This is a genomic window from Trichocoleus sp. DQ-A1, from assembly GCF_039961955.1.
GTDB lineage: Bacteria > Cyanobacteriota > Cyanobacteriia > Cyanobacteriales > FACHB-T130 > FACHB-T130.
In genome coordinates this window covers 55864-74028 of sequence record NZ_JAMPKE010000004.1, presented here as the reverse complement: position 1 = coordinate 74028, position 18165 = coordinate 55864, and the positions used below count along the sequence as shown (strand labels likewise).

The following is an 18165-nucleotide window of genomic DNA, read 5'->3' as shown; positions in this document are numbered from 1 at the left end:
TTATCATAGACGCAATCTGCCGATTTTCTGTCTATGAGCTATTGCCTGAATTCAGGTTGCAACAAGCCTCAAAACCCTGCTGGCACAAACTTTTGTACAAGTTGCGGAACGAAGTTACTGCTCAAGGATCGCTACCGTGCGATCGCGCCCATTGGCGAGGGTGGATTTGGTAGAACTTTCTTGGCTGAAGACGCAGACAGGCTAAAAGCTCCTTGTGTAATTAAGCAATTTTTGCCAGTGCCAGAGATTCAAGGCAATTCAGCGGCAATGCAGAAGGCAACCCAGCTATTTGAGCAAGAAGCGAGACAGTTACTGCAACTGGGAGAACAACATCCACAAATTCCCAGTTTATTTGCCTATTTCGAGCAAGATAAACGCCTGTATCTGGTACAGCAATATATCGAAGGGCAGGAATTAGGTCAAGGCTTGGAACGGCAGGAAGCATTTACAGAAGAACAAATTCGAGACTTATTAAATGATTTGTTGCCCGTCCTGCAATTTGTCCACGAACATCAGGTGATTCACCGGGATATCAAGCCGACGAATATTATTAAACGTAAAAGAGATGGCAAATTCGTCCTAATTGATTTCGGCATTTCCAAACAATTGACCGTTGGCACTGGTTTAACTAAAACCGGCACGAAAGCTGGCACAGAAGGCTACGCACCCATCGAGCAATTTCGCAGCGGTAAAGCTTATCCAGCCAGCGACTTATACAGTTTAGGCGTTACCTGCATTCATCTGCTGACAGCAACCAAACTTGATGAACTTTACGATCCATTAGAGGGCTGCTGGTTATGGAAAGAGCATTTGAAGGAAAACGGAAAAATTATCAGCAGCCAACTAAATCAAGTTTTGGATAAGTTACTGAAAGATTATGTGAAAGAACGCTATCAATCAGCCGGTGAAGTGTTGAAAGACTTGAATGCTGCATCTACCCCACCACCGCCAAAGCCAAAAGCAACGACACCTACGCCACCACCGCTCAAGCCCCAGAATTGGAGATGTATCTGCACTCTCATAGGGCATTCAAGCTGGGTTCGTTCTATAGCTATCAGTCCAGATGGGCAGACTCTTGCCAGTGGTAGCAATGACAAAACCATTAAGCTGTGGCAGGTGGATAGTGGCAAGCTGATTCACACTCTCACGGGGCATTCAAGCTGGGTTCGTTCTATAGCTATCAGTCCAGATGGGCAGACTCTAGCTAGTGGTAGTGGAGACAGCACCATTAAACTGTGGCAGGTGGACAGTGGCAAGCTGATTCGCACTTTCACGGGGCATTCAAGGTGGGTTCATTCTGTTGTTTTTAGTCCGGATGGGCAGACTCTAGCTAGTGGTAGTGGGGACAAAACCATGAAGCTGTGGCAGGTGGGCAGTGGCAAGCTGATTCGCGATTTTACGGGGCATTTAGACTATATTTTTTCCGTTGCCTTTAGTCCGGATGGGCAAAGTCTTGCCAGTTGCAGTCAGGATTACACTATCAAGCTGTGGCAGGTGGGCAGTGGCAAGCTGATTCAGACTCTCACAGGGCATTTAAGCCGGGTTTATTCTGTTGCTTTTAGTCCGGATGGGCAGACTCTTGCCAGTGGTAGTGGAGATAAGACTATCAAGCTTTGGCACTTGGAGACTGGTAAGCTAATTCACAGCCTCACTGGATATTCAAATTCAATTTGTTCCGTCGCTTTTAGTCCGGATGGGCAGACTCTTGCCAGTGGTAGTGGAGACAACACCATTCAGAATTGGTCGATTGACAGTGGTAAGCTGATTCACACCCTCAGAGGGCATTCAAATTTGGTTTATTCAGTTGCTTTTAGCCCGGATGGGCAGACTTTAGTCAGTGGCAGCGAGGACAAGACTATCAAGATTTGGCGGTGCGATTAACTGGGCGAGAACTGATGTTAAGCGCGATCGCTTCTAGTCCATTCTTTGGGCATTAGATAAAATTGAGCTGCAACGTGAAGGCGAGATACTCGACTTTTTTAAAAAGTCGGGTATCTGAAACGCTACCACTCATAGAAAAACAAAACTTTCTAATTTTTACCAAGAACCACCTGTATATTTTTCAACAATTCCTCTGACGTGTAGGGCTTTGGTAAAAATGTTTTGACGTTATTACCAGCGATTTCAGTTATCTGGTAATTAGATGTAAGGCCGCTAACTGCAATAATCTTGACCTGTGGATTGATTTTTTGCAAAGCCCGGATAGTCGTTATACCATCCATAGCTGGCATCATCATATCGACTAATACAGCGTTAATATCTTGCTTGTGTTCTGCATATAGCACCAATGCCTCCACTCCATCAGTAGCGGTTAAAACCTTGTAATTATAGGTTTCTAGAGAAATTTTCGTAAGCTCTCGAATTGAATATTCATCATCAACAACGAGAATTAATTCTCCTTGTCCTCTAGGCAATTCATGAGGCAAGCTTTTCGTCTCATCTGGTATCGTTGCCTGCGTTACGGGTAAGTAAATATAAAACTGCGTTCCTTGCCCCACTTCGCTAAGTACCTGCACAAATCCACCGTGACTTTTAACGATACCCATCACCGTTGAAAGACCTAAGCCAGTACCTTGTCCTATCTCTTTTGTGGTGAAAAATGGCTCAAAGATTCTATCTATTATTTCCCTTGAGATTCCCATCCCTGTATCGGATACAGTAATGACAACGTAAGGGCCAACCTTAGCATCAAGATTCATCCGGGCATAGTGTTCTTCAACCCACAAATTCCTGGCACAAAGCTCTAAAGTTCCCCCGTTTGGCATCGAATCCCTAGCATTTACACAGAGATTCATCAATACTTGGTGCAGCTGAGTTGCATCCCCAGAAATAGTCCAAAGATCGAGCATCGGGATATCGGTGCGGATTTCAATCGCTCTAGAAAATGTCTGTTTAACAATCTGCTCAATTTCTTTAATAATGTGCCTTACTTGCAAGGTGGTTCGCTTCCCTTCGACTCCTCGCACAAATGACAGCACTTGTTTAACGAGATCGGCACTTCGTTGAGTATTGGTTTCTAGTGTTTTTAGTATTCGCCGGCTCTGCTCATCCTGAAGTTTGTGTTCCAAGATTTGAACAGACATTAATACAGGTGCTAGGGCATTGTTGAGATCGTGGGCAATCCCGCTTGCCAGAGTGCCGATACTCTCCATGCGCTGTGCCCGAAGAAACTGGGCTTCGAGTTGTTTCCTCTCTGTAATATCGGTATTAACAGTTAAGATAAATTTGGGTTGTTTTTCTTCATCCCGAACGAGAGTCCAGCGACTTGCAACGATAATATTTTTCCCGTCTTTTGTGACTTGATGCAATTCACCCTGCCACTCGTTTTCTTGGGCAAGAATATTCTGATTTTTTTGGAGTTGTGGTGAAATTTCCTTGTATAAAAGTTGATTAGCATTCTTACCAAAAACTTCTTCTGTCTTCCATCCGTACAAACGTTCAGCCCCTTTGTTCCAAAATAGGATTTGGTTGTTCAGGTCTCGGACGAGAATTGCATCGGTTGTAATATCAAGCAAAGCCGCTTGTTCTTGGATTTTCCGATCTGCCTGTTTGCGCTCGGTGATGTCAAGGACAAAACCGACAACGTTTGGTTGAGATGGTTCCATCAGCGCTGCACCAATCATCACTGGAACGCGACGACCATCTTTGGAAATAAATTCTTTCTCGTAGGGAGTACAATTGCCAGAACTGAGGAATTGTGCGATCGCGTCTTCGTCTAAATGGCGATATTCGGGCGGAGTAATTTCATCCCAACGCAAACCTCCCGTTGGCAGTTCCTCCCGCTCATATCCCACCATCTGTAGAAAGGCATCATTCGCTTCGGTAATATTGCCCCGAAAATCTGCGAAAATAATCCCAATGATATTCGATTCAACCAAGCATCTAAATCGAGCTTCGCTTTCCTGGAGCGCTATAAATGCTTGCTCTCGTTCTGCTTCTGCTTGTTTGCGTTCGCATATCTCCTGTTCTAAACGTATATTTTGATCTATCAGTTTTTTGGTCAAGCAACGCAGGCGCAGGTGGATGCTGACACGGGCTAAAACTTCTTCATGCTGGAGCGGTTTAGTAATGTAATCTACCGCCCCAAGATTCAACCCTTTGACCTTATCCACTGTCTCACTCAGCGCGGTCATAAAAATTACGGGAATATCTTGAGTTACTTGATTCGCTTTTAGGCGGCGGCAAGTTTCAAACCCATCTATTCCGGGCATGAGTACATCTAACAAAATTAGGTCGGGTGAAGCATACTCGGCACTTTCAATTGCACTTTCGCCATCTTCAGCCACTAAAACTTGGAAGCCGGAATGAGCCAGGAAATCGAACAGCATTCCCAAATTGGTAGGAGTGTCATCAACGATTAAGATAACTCCTTTTTCAACCGTATCAACACTCATTCATACCTCTTAAATTCTGTAATAAACTATAAGACTTGTTTCTCTTTAAAACCTTACCGAATTGACAAAATGGGTAGTATACGGAATCAACTGCCGATCCAACCCCTCAAGGTAAGCGATCGCTCTACGACGCCTCTAAAATCGTCTTTCCTTGCCTAGATCGAGCAAGTCTGCGATTTCCTTGGCAGGTGGAGGGTACTCTTGACTTTGAATGCGCCACTCATCAGTTGAACTAATTGACAGCGAATTGCCAATTTTAATCCGGTTCCTTTTGCATCCGGTGTAATACCAATTCCTGTATCTGCCACCTGAAACTGGGTTCTCTCCGTTTGGTAGCCCACTTTGAAAGTTATAACGCCAATTTCTGTAAACTTGACTGCATTGCGAAGTAAGTTAATTAAAACTTGCCGCAACTAGATCGCCTCGCGTCTGAGGATGGGTTTATAAACTTCCTTTAATCAAGAGGATTTACCAATTCCTAACCGCATTTTTAAAGGGTTCCTTTTTTCCCTTCATCTGGACTGCAAGCAATCCACCTTTGTATAGATTTTAAGATATTTTTCCTTATTTAAAATTACACCAAATCGTCAAGAAGCGTAACGAATTTATAAATCTTTTAGCTTTTGATAACCGAAACTTTTGTTTGTATTCTTAGTATTAAAAATTTGTTAAATTTTCAAGGTTTATTGCAAACGTCATATAAGAAACAGTTTTAAATGATTTAACCAACCCAATTGGATAGACAAATGTGGCGGTTTTCTTTCTCCTCAGAGATAACGCCTCGCTGGATAATAAGCTTAGGAGGCGAAAAACGTCATGAAACTCACAATACTGGTTGCCGCCGCTTTATCGGTGCCGCTATGGCTGGCGACGCCCGTACAAGCGGCAAATATGGGGCACGTCAAACGATTGCTGGAAACGAAAGAATGCGTAGGGTGCGACCTTTCCGGTGCTGATTTAAGCGGTGCCGACTTGAGAGAAGCGAACCTGCAACGGGCTAACTTAAGGAAAGCCAACCTAACCGGAGCCAATCTGGCTGGTGCTAACTTATACGTAGCGGACTTAGATCGCGCCCAGCTCAGAAACGCTAACTTACAAAATGCCATCCTAAGATTTACGCGCTTAACGGATGCCAACTTAGAAGGTGCTGACCTGCAAAAAGCGACTTTGAGATTTGCAAACTTGACAGGTGCCAAGCTGAGAAATGCAAACTTGCTTGGGGCTGACTTAAACAGTGCTAATTTATACCAGACAGATATCCGATGAAGGATTCTGCCTGGTATCGTTATCCCCGATCATCCAGGTGCATTTGGAATTAAACGCGATCGCCTCTTTTAACTGCCGCACATCACCTGGCGCATAGTTCGCATATTCACAGGCAGTTCTAGCTGCATTGCCTGTTCGATGAAAATTGACGGCACTGGGATATTGGGCGTTGCTTTTACTGTATAGGTGAGCAAAGTGCCATTCTCGTAATCTTGCAAACTTAAGTCAGCACAGAAATCGGTAAAAGTACCTTTTTCCAAGCGAAAATGAATTTCCTGCTGCACGATCTCAGACACACTCAGATAAGCCTCAACCTGAAGACTGAGAAACAGGAAAGTTTTCGTGGCAACTTGGTAAACACTCTTGGAACTCGTCCCTTCCGGTAAGCCAACAGGCGAGGAGACGTTGGAGTGCAGTACCTCAGAGTGAGTAACATCTGGGAAATATTGCACCCAACGGGGATAGTCTGTCACTTGTTGCCAAACGCGCGATCGCTCGATTGGCAAATACATTTGGGCAGTAACAGCACCCCCCCAAGTAGAACGCAATTGCGTTTCTATCAAAATCTCACCTTGCAAAAGCGCCGTTGAGTATCTCTTGCTCAGCGACAAGTCTGAGGCGGCATCCATCGAGTCCGACGGAAAAAGTATACTCATACTGACTCAGCTACTCCTCAATCAATAGTAATTCGATGTCAAGCTAACACAGGTTGTCTCGGACGTGGAAGGCAAGGTATGTTGGCTAATCTCCTAATTTGATCCTACATCGCTGTTTCAGCAACTCAGTATGTAACAATGATGACCATAATTCCTCAAGCATGTCAGGAGCCAAGGAACGTGAGTTGCTCTCCCAACCCAGGCACCGCAATTTTGTTGTATCGCTGGCATTGCTTTAGTGATTACAGCGATTATCGTGGTGCTGAAAGGATCGGGCGTTCTGAAGCAGCTTCCTGACTACGTCATCTGGGCGTTAGTTCTCTTTACCTTGGTTGCTGCCTCGGCGGCATTTGCAGCTTGGGCGGACGTAGCCGATGGCAATATTCTGTTTTAACCATTTATTTGGTCGAGTCTGTGAGCCAAACTCCTAACCCTGAAACCCTGATTTCTTCTATTTTTGCCAGTGTTGTAGGGCTGACAATTGCGGTGTATCTGTTGCGAGGATTTGGAATTCTCACGTTCATCCCTGGCGGCGTTATCTGGATATTAATTTTGCTTTCAATTGCGAGTGGGATTACTTACGGCGTTCAGCGCACTCGCCGATAATTGCTTTCTTTTTCAAAGTTTGTTAAGTCATTTAGTATCTTTAAATACATTTAATATCAACCTTCGGGGCGATTCGCTGGAATTGTCATGTTCGCTATTCTCCAAGAGAAATTAACAAAAATTAAAAAACAAATTTCAGGAGAAGTGAATGACCGCGACAAACCCAACTACACAGCCAAGTGTTTCCACAGTAGAACGCAGTATCTCAGCCGTTTTCAAAGAGCGCGAACAAATTGAGAAAGTGATTCACCGCTTGCTCGATCGGGGGATTTCCCGCGACGATATTTCAGTAATCGGCAAAAACTTTCATTCCGAAACTCGCATTGCTGGATTCATCACCAAAAAAGATGTGATTTTAGGCGGGCTGAGAAGCGGCGGCATCTTTGGTTCCTTGTTTGGTTCAGCCCTTGGCTTGCTGACTGGTGTGGGAGTGCTGTTCATTCCTTTTGTAGGTTCAGTCGTCGCGGCAGGACCCATTGGTGCGGCGTTGCTGGGTGCAGCGAGTGGTGCTTTAGCGGGTGCAGCGGGCGCTGGTTTAGTTTCTGCTTTGGTCGCTTTGGGAATGCCAGAAGACAAAGCTGCCATTTATCAAACTCGCGTCGAAGCTGGAGATTTTCTGGTAGTTGTAGAAGTCTCTGCCAATCAATCCGGTGAAATTCAGCTGCTGCTAGAAAGTGCTGGTGGCGAAGAAGTGCATACCAGCGAAACCACATTACCCCGCAAACGCGCTGGGAAACTGGAAAGTCCTAGCGATTTGTCCCCGGAAGTTCGTTCTCACCTCTCAGAGGATGCTCAAAGGACATTTATCGCCAATTACAACAAAGCGCTAGAAGACTCTGGCGATGAATCCAAAGCCGAACATCATGCCTGGGATGTTGTTTCTGAACAATTTGAACAAGATGAACACGGCTTTTGGTCGAAGGCTAAAGCAAAGCTCTAGCAACTGGGCGGTTGAAAGTGCGTCTACAAGAGAATTAACCTGCTGGCGTGGGTTTCAAAACTTTTGATTCGGCTTAAGGCAAGTGCGATTCAGCGATAGTCCTTGGCTCAAAACTTAAGTTTCTCGAAGATGAACAATGGGTTCTGCAAAAGCCGATGTAATTTCGATTACGTCGGCTTTTAGTATTATGTAGAGGCAAATGTTAAGGAGCGATAATGAAGAAGTATATATGTACAGTTTGCAACTACATCTACGACCCACAACAAGGCGACCCAGATAGCGGTATCCAACCGGGTACGGCATTTGAAGATATCCCGGAAGACTGGGTATGTCCTACGTGTGGAGCCACAAAAGGGGATTTTGAACCATACGACGGGTAGGGAGATGATATCGCATCTGTACGGAAAATATTCCGTGAAATCGGCAATAGCTTGATTGTGCAACCTTTAAAAGTAGTAGTGATTGGCGGTGGGGCAGCGGGTTTTTTTGGTGCAATTACCTGTGCCGAAACTTATCCCCAGGCGCAAGTAATTTTGTTAGAAGCAGGACGACAACCCTTATCTAAAGTTCGGATTTCTGGCGGCGGGCGATGCAATGTTACTCATGCTTGCTTTGACCCGGCTGGTTTAGTGCAATATTACCCCAGAGGTGGGAAAGCACTTCGGGGGGCTTTTAGTCGTTTCCAAGCTAAAGATACAGTCGTTTGGTTTAGCGATCGCGGCGTCCAATTGAAAACTGAACCGGATGGACGGATGTTTCCAATTACAGATAGTTCCGAAACTATTGTGGATTGTCTGTTTGAGGCAGCAAGGGCATCTGGAGTGCAGATTCGCAGGGGAACACCTGTTGATAAGATTTTCCGGCAAGTGACTTCATTGAATCAACCACTCGACACCGGCTTTGAGATCCAGTTGAAGTCAGGAGAGATCCTCAAGTGCGATCGCATTCTCCTCGCTACCGGCAGCAATCCCCAAGGCTACCGCTGGGCAAAAACTTTAGGACACACGATTGAACCACCCGTTCCCTCTCTATTCACCTTTACGATTTCCGACCCCCGGTTGCAAGATTTAGCCGGAGTCAGCGTGGAAAGTTCGCGGCTGCGTTTAGGTGTCGGTAAAACTCAGTTAGAACAAATCGGGCCATTACTGATTACCCACTGGGGTTTGAGTGGGCCTGCTGCCTTGAAACTGTCTGCTTGGGCGGCTAGAATGCTGCACGATTGCAATTATCGAACAACGTTGCAAATTAATTGGCTACCCCAGTACAACCCGGAAAAGCTGCGGGAAATGCTTTTGGCGGTCAAGTCCCAATTGCCCCAACGCGCCATTTCTACCAGTTGTCCGCTGCCCTTACCTCGACGCCTCTGGCAGAGTTTAATTGCTGCTGTGGGGATTAGTGGGGAACAGCGTTGGGCGGAATTATCTAATAAAGTTCTCAATCAGCTAATTCAAGAACTTTCCGAGGGTAAGTACCAAATTCAGGGGAAGGGTGTCTTTAAGGAAGAATTCGTTACCTGTGGCGGCGTCAACTTAAAGGAAGTGAACTTTAAGACAATGGAAAGCCGCATCTGTCCCGGACTTTACTTTGCCGGAGAAATCCTCGATATTGACGGCGTCACGGGTGGCTTTAACTTTCAGAGTGCCTGGACGACTGCTTACTTAGCGGGTCAGGCAATGGGCAACGAAGAAATTAAAAATTAAAAATTAAAAATTAAAAACCCAAAAATTTAATTTTTAATTGTGTCTTGGCGGTGCGAATACTTGATGAATCTCTTGTATAGCTGCCAATTCATTTACAGTTGTCCATGAATATGCCGATGAAATTTCACGAAATTGTCGAAAAACTGGGTGCTGCTGCCGCCTGCAATAGTTTGACCTCAAATACAGATTGCAACCCAGAAATTACGGGAGTAGCACCCGTCGATGAGGCTGCCATTGGCACACTCAGCTACATAGAGGGTGCGAAATTTGCGGCTTTTGTGGGAAAAACCTTTGCCAGTGCCTTAATTTTACCGCCGGATGAAAAGCTACAAGCACAAGCATCTGAGCGGGGAATTGCCTGGATTGCGGTATCCGATCCGCGATTAATGTTTGCCGCAGCGATCGCTCTTTTCTATAAACCCTTCCGTCCAGCGCCTGGAATCCATCCCACCGCAGTCATTCATCCCGACGCCAAAATTGGTCAAGATGTTTACATCGGCGCTCATGCAGTCATTGAGGCGGGTACAGAGATTGGAAATGCCGTCATCATTCACCCGAATGTAGTCATTTACCCAGACGTGCAGATAGGCGATCGCACTGTATTACACGCTAATTGTTCTATCCACGAACGCACCCGCATCGGTGCAGATTGCGTCATTCATAGCGGTGCTGTCCTCGGTGCGGAAGGCTTTGGGTTTGTCCCCACTCCGACTGGCTGGTTCAAAATGGAGCAGTCTGGCTACACTGTTCTGGAAGATGGCGTCGAAGTGGGTTGCAATAGCACCATTGACCGCCCCGCTGTGGGAGAAACCCGTGTCGCCCACAACACCAAAATTGATAACTTGGTGCATATCGGTCACGGCTGTAAGGTAGGCTCCAACTGCGCCTTAGCCGGACAGGTAGGGATGGCAGGCGGCGTTACTGTTGGCAATCGCGTGCTATTAGCCGGACAGGTAGGGATTGCCAATCAAGCGCATATTGGAGATGGCGCGATCGCGACCGCCAAAGCAGGCATCCACAATGATATTGAACCTGGTGCCATTGTTACTGGCGTCCCAGCGATTCCCCACAAAGTATTCCTAAAAGCAGCAGCCATCTACCATCGTCTTCCAGAGATGTATCAAACTCTCAGGCAGCTACAACGACACCTAGGAGACAAGAAATAAAATTTACAGAAATGTATATACGGCTTTAGCCGTATATATTCATCTCCTGTAAAAGGCTTTTTCTATCTCTTGAGTGATAACAAACACAAGCAGGAGTTTCCAGCTATAGAGGGATTTGGATTCTCTTGATACTCGTATAAATTAAGAGTAACAAAAGAGGAGATTCACCCATGAAAAATTCAAACTTGTCTAAACTAATGAGTGCTGGTGTTCTTGCAGCTAGCGTCGCTCTGGTTCCCATGACCCTACCTGCTTCTGCCCAGACTGATACGACTACATCTCCCGGTACCACCAATACAGCTCCTAGCCAAGGCGTAGACAATACAAATACAAATACTGAAGGCGATCGCGGTTTTGATTGGGGTTGGTTAGGATTGTTGGGCTTAGCTGGTTTGGCAGGTCTTGCAGGTCGTAAGAATCACGAAACGACCGCTTACCGCGATCCCAACGAAGTCGGTTCCTCTACTTATCGCCGCTAAAGCTGATTAACAGCTTGTTCATAGACATTTATTGTCTGTCCGTCACTTTTAAAACCAATTTGCTGGATGTCGTCCTGTTGGAAATCCATCGATTGGAAACATAAGAACAGGAGATTTAAACATGAAAAATTCAAACTTGTCCAAATTGGTGAGTGCTGGTGTTCTTGCAGCTAGCGTCGCTTTGGTTCCCATGACCCTACCTGCTTCCGCCCAGACCGATAGTTCAGCTCCCGGTACCACCAATACAGCTCCCGACACCACCACCACTGCTCCGAGTCAAGGCGTAAACAACGCCGATTATGAAGGCGATCGCGATTCTAATTGGGGTTGGTTAGGACTGCTGGGTTTAGCTGGTTTAGCTGGTTTAGCTGGTCGTAAACACGACGACCGTGTAGCTTACCGCGACCCAAATGAAGCCACTTCTTCTACTTATCGTCGGTAAAGTACAACACAAGTTTCGCCGTAGTTACGTAACATTGACAACTACGTTTTAGAAACAACTTTAATAATTCCTGGTGGAGACGAATATCCATCAGGAATTTTGTTATTTATGCTTTTTGCTAATATAGCAATCCTCTTGAATGTGCATGAGCTTATCGGGAATACTGACAAGAACTTATTGCCGATTACCGATGATCAGCTTGCACAAACGATGTTGATTTTCACGGCTTTGCTGAGTCATTAGCCGCTTTAGGATGCTGCCTGCAATTCATTTAGACGTACCAAAACCTCGCTACTGTGAATTGCAGGATTGCTCCCTGTAAATGTCTCGCGTAGCACTCCCTGTGCATCGACAATGAAGGTATGGCGCATCGAGACAAATCCAATCCAAGAACCGTAAGCTTTGCTCACCTTGCCATCTATATCAGCCAGCAGTGGAAACTTCAGCTTTTCGGAATCGCAAAACTTGGCATGAGAATCAACAGAATCAGCACTGACGCCAATAATTTGAGTATTTTTATCCAGGTATTTCGGCAAGTCTTGCTGAAATCTGCGGGCTTCTAGAGTGCAACCAGAGGTGAAGTCTTGGGGATAAAAGTAGAGAACCACCCATTTACCTCGGTAATCGGAGAGGGAGACTTCGCCATCGCCGGTATTCGTTGGCAGGGTAAACTCTGGAGCCGATTGATTTACAGTAGGCAGCTTGCCACCGAGTGCAGCTGCTGATGGTGTAATGCTTAACCAGGTGATGAGGGCGAAAAAACTTGCGAATAGAGTGTTGAGGAAGATGCGACGAGAATTCATGATGAAAAGCGAAAACTGAACTTAACATAAGTTTACAGTTTTAATTCGCTCTCCACTTTTATCTGAATATTCCTGGTTAATGGGGGTCGCAGTCTGTCAGGCTTGCCGCGAAGGGTTCATTTACCGTAGAGGCAAGGGCTGAGCGCGTTTGGAATCAAACCATCAAAATTTTAATCAATTAGAGGCGCAAAGCTTTGCGCCTCTACTGCGAACTCAGGAAATGACTGTATTAGTCTTTTTGGAGTTCTTTTTCAGATTTGTAGTAAACCTTCGCCCCTGTATCCGTTACAAAATGGCAAGAAGGGTTAGAGCGTAGGAAGGCTTGGAAAACTGACCGCTCAGATTTTCGGTAGTAATTACCCAAAATGGGTTTAATCGCCTCAGTCGCTCTTTTCAGGTGGTAGTGAGGCATGTTGAGGAATATGTGATGAGCTACATGGGTGCCAATATTATGGTGGATATTATTGATAAACCCATAGTCGTGGTCAATCGTAGATAAGGCACCCTTGAGAAAATACCAGTCTTTCCCACGATACCAAGGAATATCTGGGTCGGTGTGGTGCAGAAATGTTACCAATGCCAGCCAGACAACAAAAACCTCGTAGGGGCCTACATAGTATTTGACCAGCCACATCCACCCCCACTGATAAGTTAACCAGCCCAAGCAACCCAGCATCAGCGTCCAGAGGGTTGCGCTAGTGATGACATCCCATTTTTCGGAGGGTCGAAACACAGGATTACTGGGGAGAAAGTGAGAACCAGGCTTTCCAGGAGTCCCTTTAAACAAGTACAAAGGATAAGCCACCAGTAAGGCTAAGGCATTAAAGCGGACAAATTTTTCATACGCGGGCATCTCCCGATACTGGCTTTCTGTAACGGGATACCAGCTTTCATCCGTGTCAATGTTGCCGGTATTTTGGTGGTGAGTTCGGTGGCTGATACGCCACCCATGATACGGCACGAGGATGGGAATGTGTGCCAAATGCCCAATCAGGTTATTTACCCATTTTTTTCTGGAAAAAGAACCGTGACCGCAGTCGTGTCCGACGACAAACAACGCCCAGAACATTGTTCCCTGCGCCAACCAAAATACAGGCCAAACCCACCAGGAATCCAGATAGCTAGCGATCGCGTAGAGGATGCCGATTATCCCTACATCCACTAGAAAATAGAACAGCGATCGCTTGGTGGAGGGCACAAAGCACTCTGGGGGAATGGCGGCTTTCAAGTCTTGAAGGGTAAAGGGGGGTTCTGAGTCACCCAAATATAATTCTTCTTCGACAGGATTATTTAACTCTATGAGCTTAGATTGCACAAAGTTTCCAATTTTACGTAACTGTAGACCAAAAGGCATTATTCTACAGCCGCGCCATCAGTGCAATTAACGCTATAAAGACCGATTAGTCAAGAGTATGGCTGTTGTTTACCTACAAAATCTATTCTGTGGAAAATGCGGTTGCTCATGTAGCATTTAGTATGGTATGGAACAAATACACTTGGATGCAGCCCTTGATTGAGGAACTAGCTTGAACGGGTTCGCAACTACGGCAAGTCGGGCAACCAATCGGCTCCCTCCGGCATGGAGAGTTTTCGGGAACCGATCGCAATTGACAGGTTAAACAGTCATTCAACAAAAAGAAACTGGTTAAATCCGGAAAAATCTGCGGAAAAATCTTACCTTAGGGTGTAGTAAGACCCGTCTTGCCAGAAAAGCCGTGTCCTCTCCAAAATCAATTGCTTATAAGATCGGGCGATTAATCATGTGGAAACCCTCTCAAAGCCGTACCACCCTGATTGTTCTATCCAGCTCCCTGGCGTTTGGGATTCTTGGCTGTAATAACGATGCAGCAAGCCCTCCTAGCCCACCAGCCGCCTCAGCCCCAGCAAAGCCTGCTGCTAGCGCAAGTCCCGTGGCGGCTGTTGCCAGTTCTGCTGCGACTCAACCGGCTAAATCTGCCTCAACAGCTAAGCCAAAAGCATCAACGGCGACTAAAAAAACACCCGTTAACCAACCGATTAAGACTGGCCCTGACACTTATAACGAAGCGATTGATACTGCCCTTGGCGCGATCGCGATTAGTGAATCTGCCAAAAGCCGAGATGATTGGCAATTAGTTGCCAGCCGGTGGCAAGAGGCAATTGAATTAATGAAAGCTGTACCAACTTCTAGCCGCAACCATGCGATCGCTCAAAAGAAGCTGCCTCAATACCAGCGCTTTCTAGCCTCGGCTCAGAAACAAGCGGCTCCTCCGCCCAAGCCCAAACCCATTGGACCTGCAATCGTTAACAAACCCTTTTTCACGGTTCCCATCAAACGCCGACAAGGGGACACGATTCCTGTTGTTGACGTGACATTTGATGGCAAAAAGAAATATGAAATGTTTCTGGATACAGGGGCAAGTAAAACGTTGATCACCCGACAGATGGCTTATGACCTAAAGGTGAAACCTGTAGGAATGGCGAACGTGAAGACGGCGAATGGAGTAGCTGGAATATACTTTGGGTTTGTTAATTCGATTCAACTGGGTGGAAATCTCGTCAAAGATGTGCTGGTAGGAATCGGACAACCCGACTTGGACATTGGACTGCTAGGACATGACTTCTATGACGGCTATGACATCACCATTAAAAAAGATGTGGTGGAGTTTCGTCGCCAGCGCTAAAGTAAAGAGCGCGACTTTCAATTGGTTACAGTGGATTTTGACCTCTTCCTACCCCTCCCCCTATAAGGCTACGGTGTACGGACAAAGCGCTCTCAGACCTAACCCCCCACCCCTTCCTTTGTAGGGAAGGGGAGCAGTATTCAAAGCCCATCTCCGTGTCGGAGATGGGTTTGGGGAGAGGTCAGCCGACTTGTGTGTACACCGTAACCTTATCGGGGAGAAAGCTAGATTTTCTGGCTTCTCTGTCCGAAAAGCGGACGCTTGGGGCGTCACCGTGCCGTTTAGTTAGCGATCGCACTGATTGATATTTATTCTAGGAATCACTCTGGAAAAGCTTCGGAACGGGTGCCAAAGTCATAGAGTGGTTAAGTGGGTTATCAAAACTGGCTATGCCAACACTGACACCAGACCAGCGCAATTACTACTACCTCTTAGAAGCGGAACGAACTGGCATTCACAAGCCGATTCTGGCAGCGCTTTATCAAGTGCTATCTTCACCGCAGTTTTCGGACGGAGAAAAGGGACTGGGCATCTCCCCAGCGAATCGCATTCCCCTACAGGAGGTGGATTCTTTTCCCAAACAAGTGCAATATGCTGCCAATACTATCCGCAGTTTAAGTAACAATCTGGTCGCTCAGGGGTGGAAAGGAGCGGATCTGTGGGACGCAGAAAAAGGGCGCTACAGCGATCGCTTTATTCAAGCTGTGGCTGATGGTTATGCACCGCCTGCCAGCGAACCGACAGCAGCACGGTTGGAAGCCAGCGATGCCAAAACGTTATTGCAAGCGTATCTAAAAGACATCGAAACTGATTTCAGTGGGGAAGGCTTGCCCCAGAATCTTGCCTACCTGGATAAGGCGCTACTGACCCTAGTGGAGCGAGTTCCAGAATACTATACTGGCTTGCCTCATCAACGGGATGCTGCCCTGGAAGTGGTGCGGATGTGGCGTCAGATGGATACAGAAGAAGCCGCGATCGGGTCTTTGCTGTCTCCTGGCACTGTTATTGGCGATAACTTTGAGGAATCCCAGATGGATGTTCCTCTCAAGCAATTTATCCAACGAATTTCTCCCAATTACTCCGGTTATCCCTATCAGCGAGAAGCCCTGCTGCGGCTAGCTCAGCTGTGGCGTCAGCTAGAATCGCGGGAAGTTGCGATCGCTTCTTTGAAAAACAACACCTCCGCCGATACAGGGATTAAAATTGTCGATCCGGCCCTGATTGCCTTTATCCAGCGCATCCCGCAGTATTATCAAGCTTCAGGCAACCAACGCAACGCGCTAACTGAATTAGTTCGGATCTGGCGAAAGTTGGACTCTCGCGCTTCCGCGCTGGCATCATTGGGAATCGACCCTCTACTGCTGAGTGGCACGACAAGCGATCGCACCAGGTTATCGAGTCTTGCCGCCCAGCTAGATCGAGAATTGCTGAATTTTGTTCGGCGTCTGCCGATTGAATATAAAGAAATCGACCACCAACGAGAAGCTTTAATCCGCCTGGTTCAACTTTGGCGCGATTTGGCAACCAGAGATCAAGCCATTCGCTCCTTATTTGAGGATCTCAAACGCATGAATCAGGCACGGAAAGATTCTCCGGACGCCGCACCCAAGCCTGTCCCAATCGCTGTCGCCAAGCGTCCCGACAGGTGGACGCTAAGGAATATTCAGCTGTCTGCCCCCATCGTTCCGGATGGCAACTTTACCTGGGCAGAAGCTACCCACGGCGGCACCCGGATGCCTCCTAACCAGGCGACGCTGGATGCCATGATCCGGATTGCGAGACTCGCACAAAGGGCACGCGATCGCATTGGGCGACCCTTCATCATCACTAGCTGGTATCGACCTCCAGCGATCAATCGTGCAGTTGGTGGGGCAAGATACAGCCGTCATATTGTTGGAGATGCAATAGACTTTCTCTGCGAAGGTCTTTCTGGCGATCAACTTTACTGGTCTCTCGACCCTTGGTGGCCCGGTGGTTTGGGTCGTTACACCAGCTTTCCGAACCTGTGTCATCTTGATGCGCGAAGCTATCGGGCACGCTGGCGAAACTAAAGTGAGGCACAGACGTACACAAAAGCTCTTTTTTCCATCAATGGTGAGGGGTTAGGGTTAGCTGACAAATCTTTCCGTATAGGTTGGGTTTCACGCTGTTGAACCCAACCGCAGCCAGTGTTTCGTTGGCTCCGTGCGGGAATGAAACCCAACCTTGTATTTGTACTTCCGCAAGGAAACTCCAAAACATTTGGCTTTTTCAACCCTACCAATCTTTATCCGGTTTCCGGAGGAGAAAACAAAAATTTAATCTACGGTTTGCCTATCGGGATATGAAGGTATACAATAAAAACATTCTGCTAGAATCATGTCCATAGTAAAAACATTTCTATACCTATAGATAGATGAGCGATCGCATTGGACACTTAAAACACACCTGGGTACAATCTCATAATCCTTCACATCCAGCATTGAGATTGCAACAACAGCAACAAACAGAGCCGATGTTCTACTATTTTGCTTACGGTTCTTGTATGTGCCCGGTCGATTTAAAGCGTACATTCGGCGAGAACACCCATAGTTACGTGATTGGTGCTGCCACACTGAAAGGATATCGGCTAGGATTTTATCGTCGCTCAGCGCTTCGCAACTGTGGTGTTTTAGATATGGTAAAAGATCCATCAGCCTCAGTTGAAGGAGTTCTGTATCGACTACCGTGGAGATTGAGCGATCGCTTAGATGAACGCGAAGAAGTCCCTCAAGGCGGTTATCGCCAGGAAATGGTCAACGTTTCCTGCCAAGGTCGGACATATACCAGCGTTCGTACCTACGTTGTCGTTAACAAATTAGCAGAAGAACTCGCCCCCAACGACTGGTATTTCAACGTTGTCCTGCGCGGTGCCTTAACCTGCGGGCTTCCAGAACAGTATTGCTGGCAACTGTTTAACCATATGCATCAGTTACAACAGCGCCACTGGGTCTCATCAGTCTCTACGGTTCGTTTAGTTAGCGGTAATTGATCGTTCGTCATTCGTCATTAAGGATTCATTTTTGGTCAGG

The 18165-nt window shown here is 46.6% G+C and carries 18 protein-coding genes; 13 read left to right on the top strand and 5 right to left on the bottom strand.

Annotated features, from left to right (window positions below; translation table 11 throughout):
- Nucleotides 1-33 precede the first annotated feature (33 nt).
- Entirely contained in the window at nt 34-1881 is a 1848-nt protein-coding gene (locus NDI33_RS06010) for a serine/threonine-protein kinase (protein ID WP_190677686.1), read from the top strand.
- A gap of 149 nt (nt 1882-2030) precedes the next feature.
- Here the strand turns inward: NDI33_RS06010 and NDI33_RS06005 are convergent, their stop codons facing one another.
- The gene (locus NDI33_RS06005; RefSeq protein ID WP_190677684.1) at nt 2031-4394 is read right to left on the bottom strand and encodes a response regulator; all 2364 of its coding nucleotides are present in this window, start codon (nt 4392-4394) and stop codon (nt 2031-2033) included.
- 155 nt (nt 4395-4549) lie between these two features.
- On the bottom strand, nt 4550-4807 hold the full coding sequence (locus NDI33_RS06000; RefSeq protein WP_190412746.1) for an ATP-binding protein: 258 nt from the start codon (nt 4805-4807) through the stop codon (nt 4550-4552).
- Between the two features lie 403 nt (nt 4808-5210).
- Here NDI33_RS06000 and NDI33_RS05995 point away from each other — a divergent pair, with 403 nt between their 5' ends.
- On the top strand, nt 5211-5660 hold the full coding sequence (locus tag NDI33_RS05995; RefSeq protein WP_190677682.1) for a pentapeptide repeat-containing protein: 450 nt from the start codon (nt 5211-5213) through the stop codon (nt 5658-5660).
- A gap of 68 nt (nt 5661-5728) precedes the next feature.
- On the opposite strand, the gene NDI33_RS05990 is transcribed toward NDI33_RS05995, so the two are convergent.
- A complete protein-coding gene (locus tag NDI33_RS05990) occupies nt 5729-6316 on the bottom strand; it encodes an SRPBCC family protein (RefSeq protein ID WP_190428625.1) in 588 nt (195 codons plus the stop codon).
- A 238-nt stretch (nt 6317-6554) separates the two neighbouring features.
- Here NDI33_RS05990 and NDI33_RS05985 point away from each other — a divergent pair, with 238 nt between their 5' ends.
- The 8 genes from NDI33_RS05985 (at nt 6555) to NDI33_RS05950 (ending at nt 11649) form a co-directional block, all read left to right on the top strand.
- The gene (locus NDI33_RS05985; protein WP_190412749.1) at nt 6555-6710 is read left to right on the top strand and encodes a hypothetical protein; all 156 of its coding nucleotides are present in this window, start codon (nt 6555-6557) and stop codon (nt 6708-6710) included.
- Between the two features lie 20 nt (nt 6711-6730).
- The gene (locus NDI33_RS05980; RefSeq protein WP_190412750.1) at nt 6731-6922 is read left to right on the top strand and encodes a hypothetical protein; all 192 of its coding nucleotides are present in this window, start codon (nt 6731-6733) and stop codon (nt 6920-6922) included.
- A gap of 148 nt (nt 6923-7070) precedes the next feature.
- Entirely contained in the window at nt 7071-7862 is a 792-nt protein-coding gene (locus tag NDI33_RS05975) for a ChaB family protein (RefSeq protein WP_190412751.1), read from the top strand.
- Nucleotides 7863-8077: 215 nt separating this feature from the next.
- The gene (gene rd / locus NDI33_RS05970) at nt 8078-8242 is read left to right on the top strand and encodes a rubredoxin (protein WP_190536233.1); all 165 of its coding nucleotides are present in this window, start codon (nt 8078-8080) and stop codon (nt 8240-8242) included.
- A gap of 51 nt (nt 8243-8293) precedes the next feature.
- Nucleotides 8294-9562: an NAD(P)/FAD-dependent oxidoreductase gene (locus NDI33_RS05965; protein WP_190677680.1), complete on the top strand. Its 1269-nt coding sequence runs from the start codon at nt 8294-8296 to the stop codon at nt 9560-9562.
- 116 nt (nt 9563-9678) lie between these two features.
- Entirely contained in the window at nt 9679-10728 is a 1050-nt protein-coding gene (lpxD, locus tag NDI33_RS05960) for a UDP-3-O-(3-hydroxymyristoyl)glucosamine N-acyltransferase (RefSeq protein WP_190677678.1), read from the top strand.
- A 170-nt stretch (nt 10729-10898) separates the two neighbouring features.
- Entirely contained in the window at nt 10899-11207 is a 309-nt protein-coding gene (locus NDI33_RS05955) for a WGxxGxxG family protein (RefSeq protein ID WP_190412755.1), read from the top strand.
- A 121-nt stretch (nt 11208-11328) separates the two neighbouring features.
- A complete protein-coding gene (locus NDI33_RS05950; RefSeq protein ID WP_190439742.1) occupies nt 11329-11649 on the top strand; it encodes a WGxxGxxG family protein in 321 nt (106 codons plus the stop codon).
- Between the two features lie 248 nt (nt 11650-11897).
- On the opposite strand, the gene NDI33_RS05945 is transcribed toward NDI33_RS05950, so the two are convergent.
- Both NDI33_RS05945 and NDI33_RS05940 read right to left on the bottom strand, forming a co-directional pair.
- Nucleotides 11898-12452 (bottom strand): peroxiredoxin, encoded by a 555-nt coding sequence (locus NDI33_RS05945; RefSeq protein WP_190677676.1) that lies wholly within the window; start codon nt 12450-12452, stop codon nt 11898-11900.
- Nucleotides 12453-12681: 229 nt separating this feature from the next.
- Nucleotides 12682-13767: a fatty acid desaturase gene (locus tag NDI33_RS05940; RefSeq protein ID WP_347275933.1), complete on the bottom strand. Its 1086-nt coding sequence runs from the start codon at nt 13765-13767 to the stop codon at nt 12682-12684.
- Between the two features lie 445 nt (nt 13768-14212).
- On the opposite strand from NDI33_RS05940, the gene NDI33_RS05935 reads away from it, so the two are divergent.
- The 3 genes from NDI33_RS05935 (at nt 14213) to NDI33_RS05925 (ending at nt 18125) form a co-directional block, all read left to right on the top strand.
- A complete protein-coding gene (locus NDI33_RS05935) occupies nt 14213-15115 on the top strand; it encodes a retropepsin-like aspartic protease (protein WP_190412760.1) in 903 nt (300 codons plus the stop codon).
- Nucleotides 15116-15504: 389 nt separating this feature from the next.
- Complete coding sequence (locus tag NDI33_RS05930; protein WP_190677674.1) at nt 15505-17166, top strand: D-Ala-D-Ala carboxypeptidase family metallohydrolase; 1662 nt, start codon at nt 15505-15507, stop codon at nt 17164-17166.
- Nucleotides 17167-17510: 344 nt separating this feature from the next.
- Nucleotides 17511-18125 carry a gamma-glutamylcyclotransferase gene (locus NDI33_RS05925; RefSeq protein ID WP_190439763.1) on the top strand — a complete coding sequence of 205 codons (615 nt, stop codon included), beginning with the start codon at nt 17511-17513 and terminating at the stop codon, nt 18123-18125.
- Nucleotides 18126-18165 lie beyond the last annotated feature (40 nt).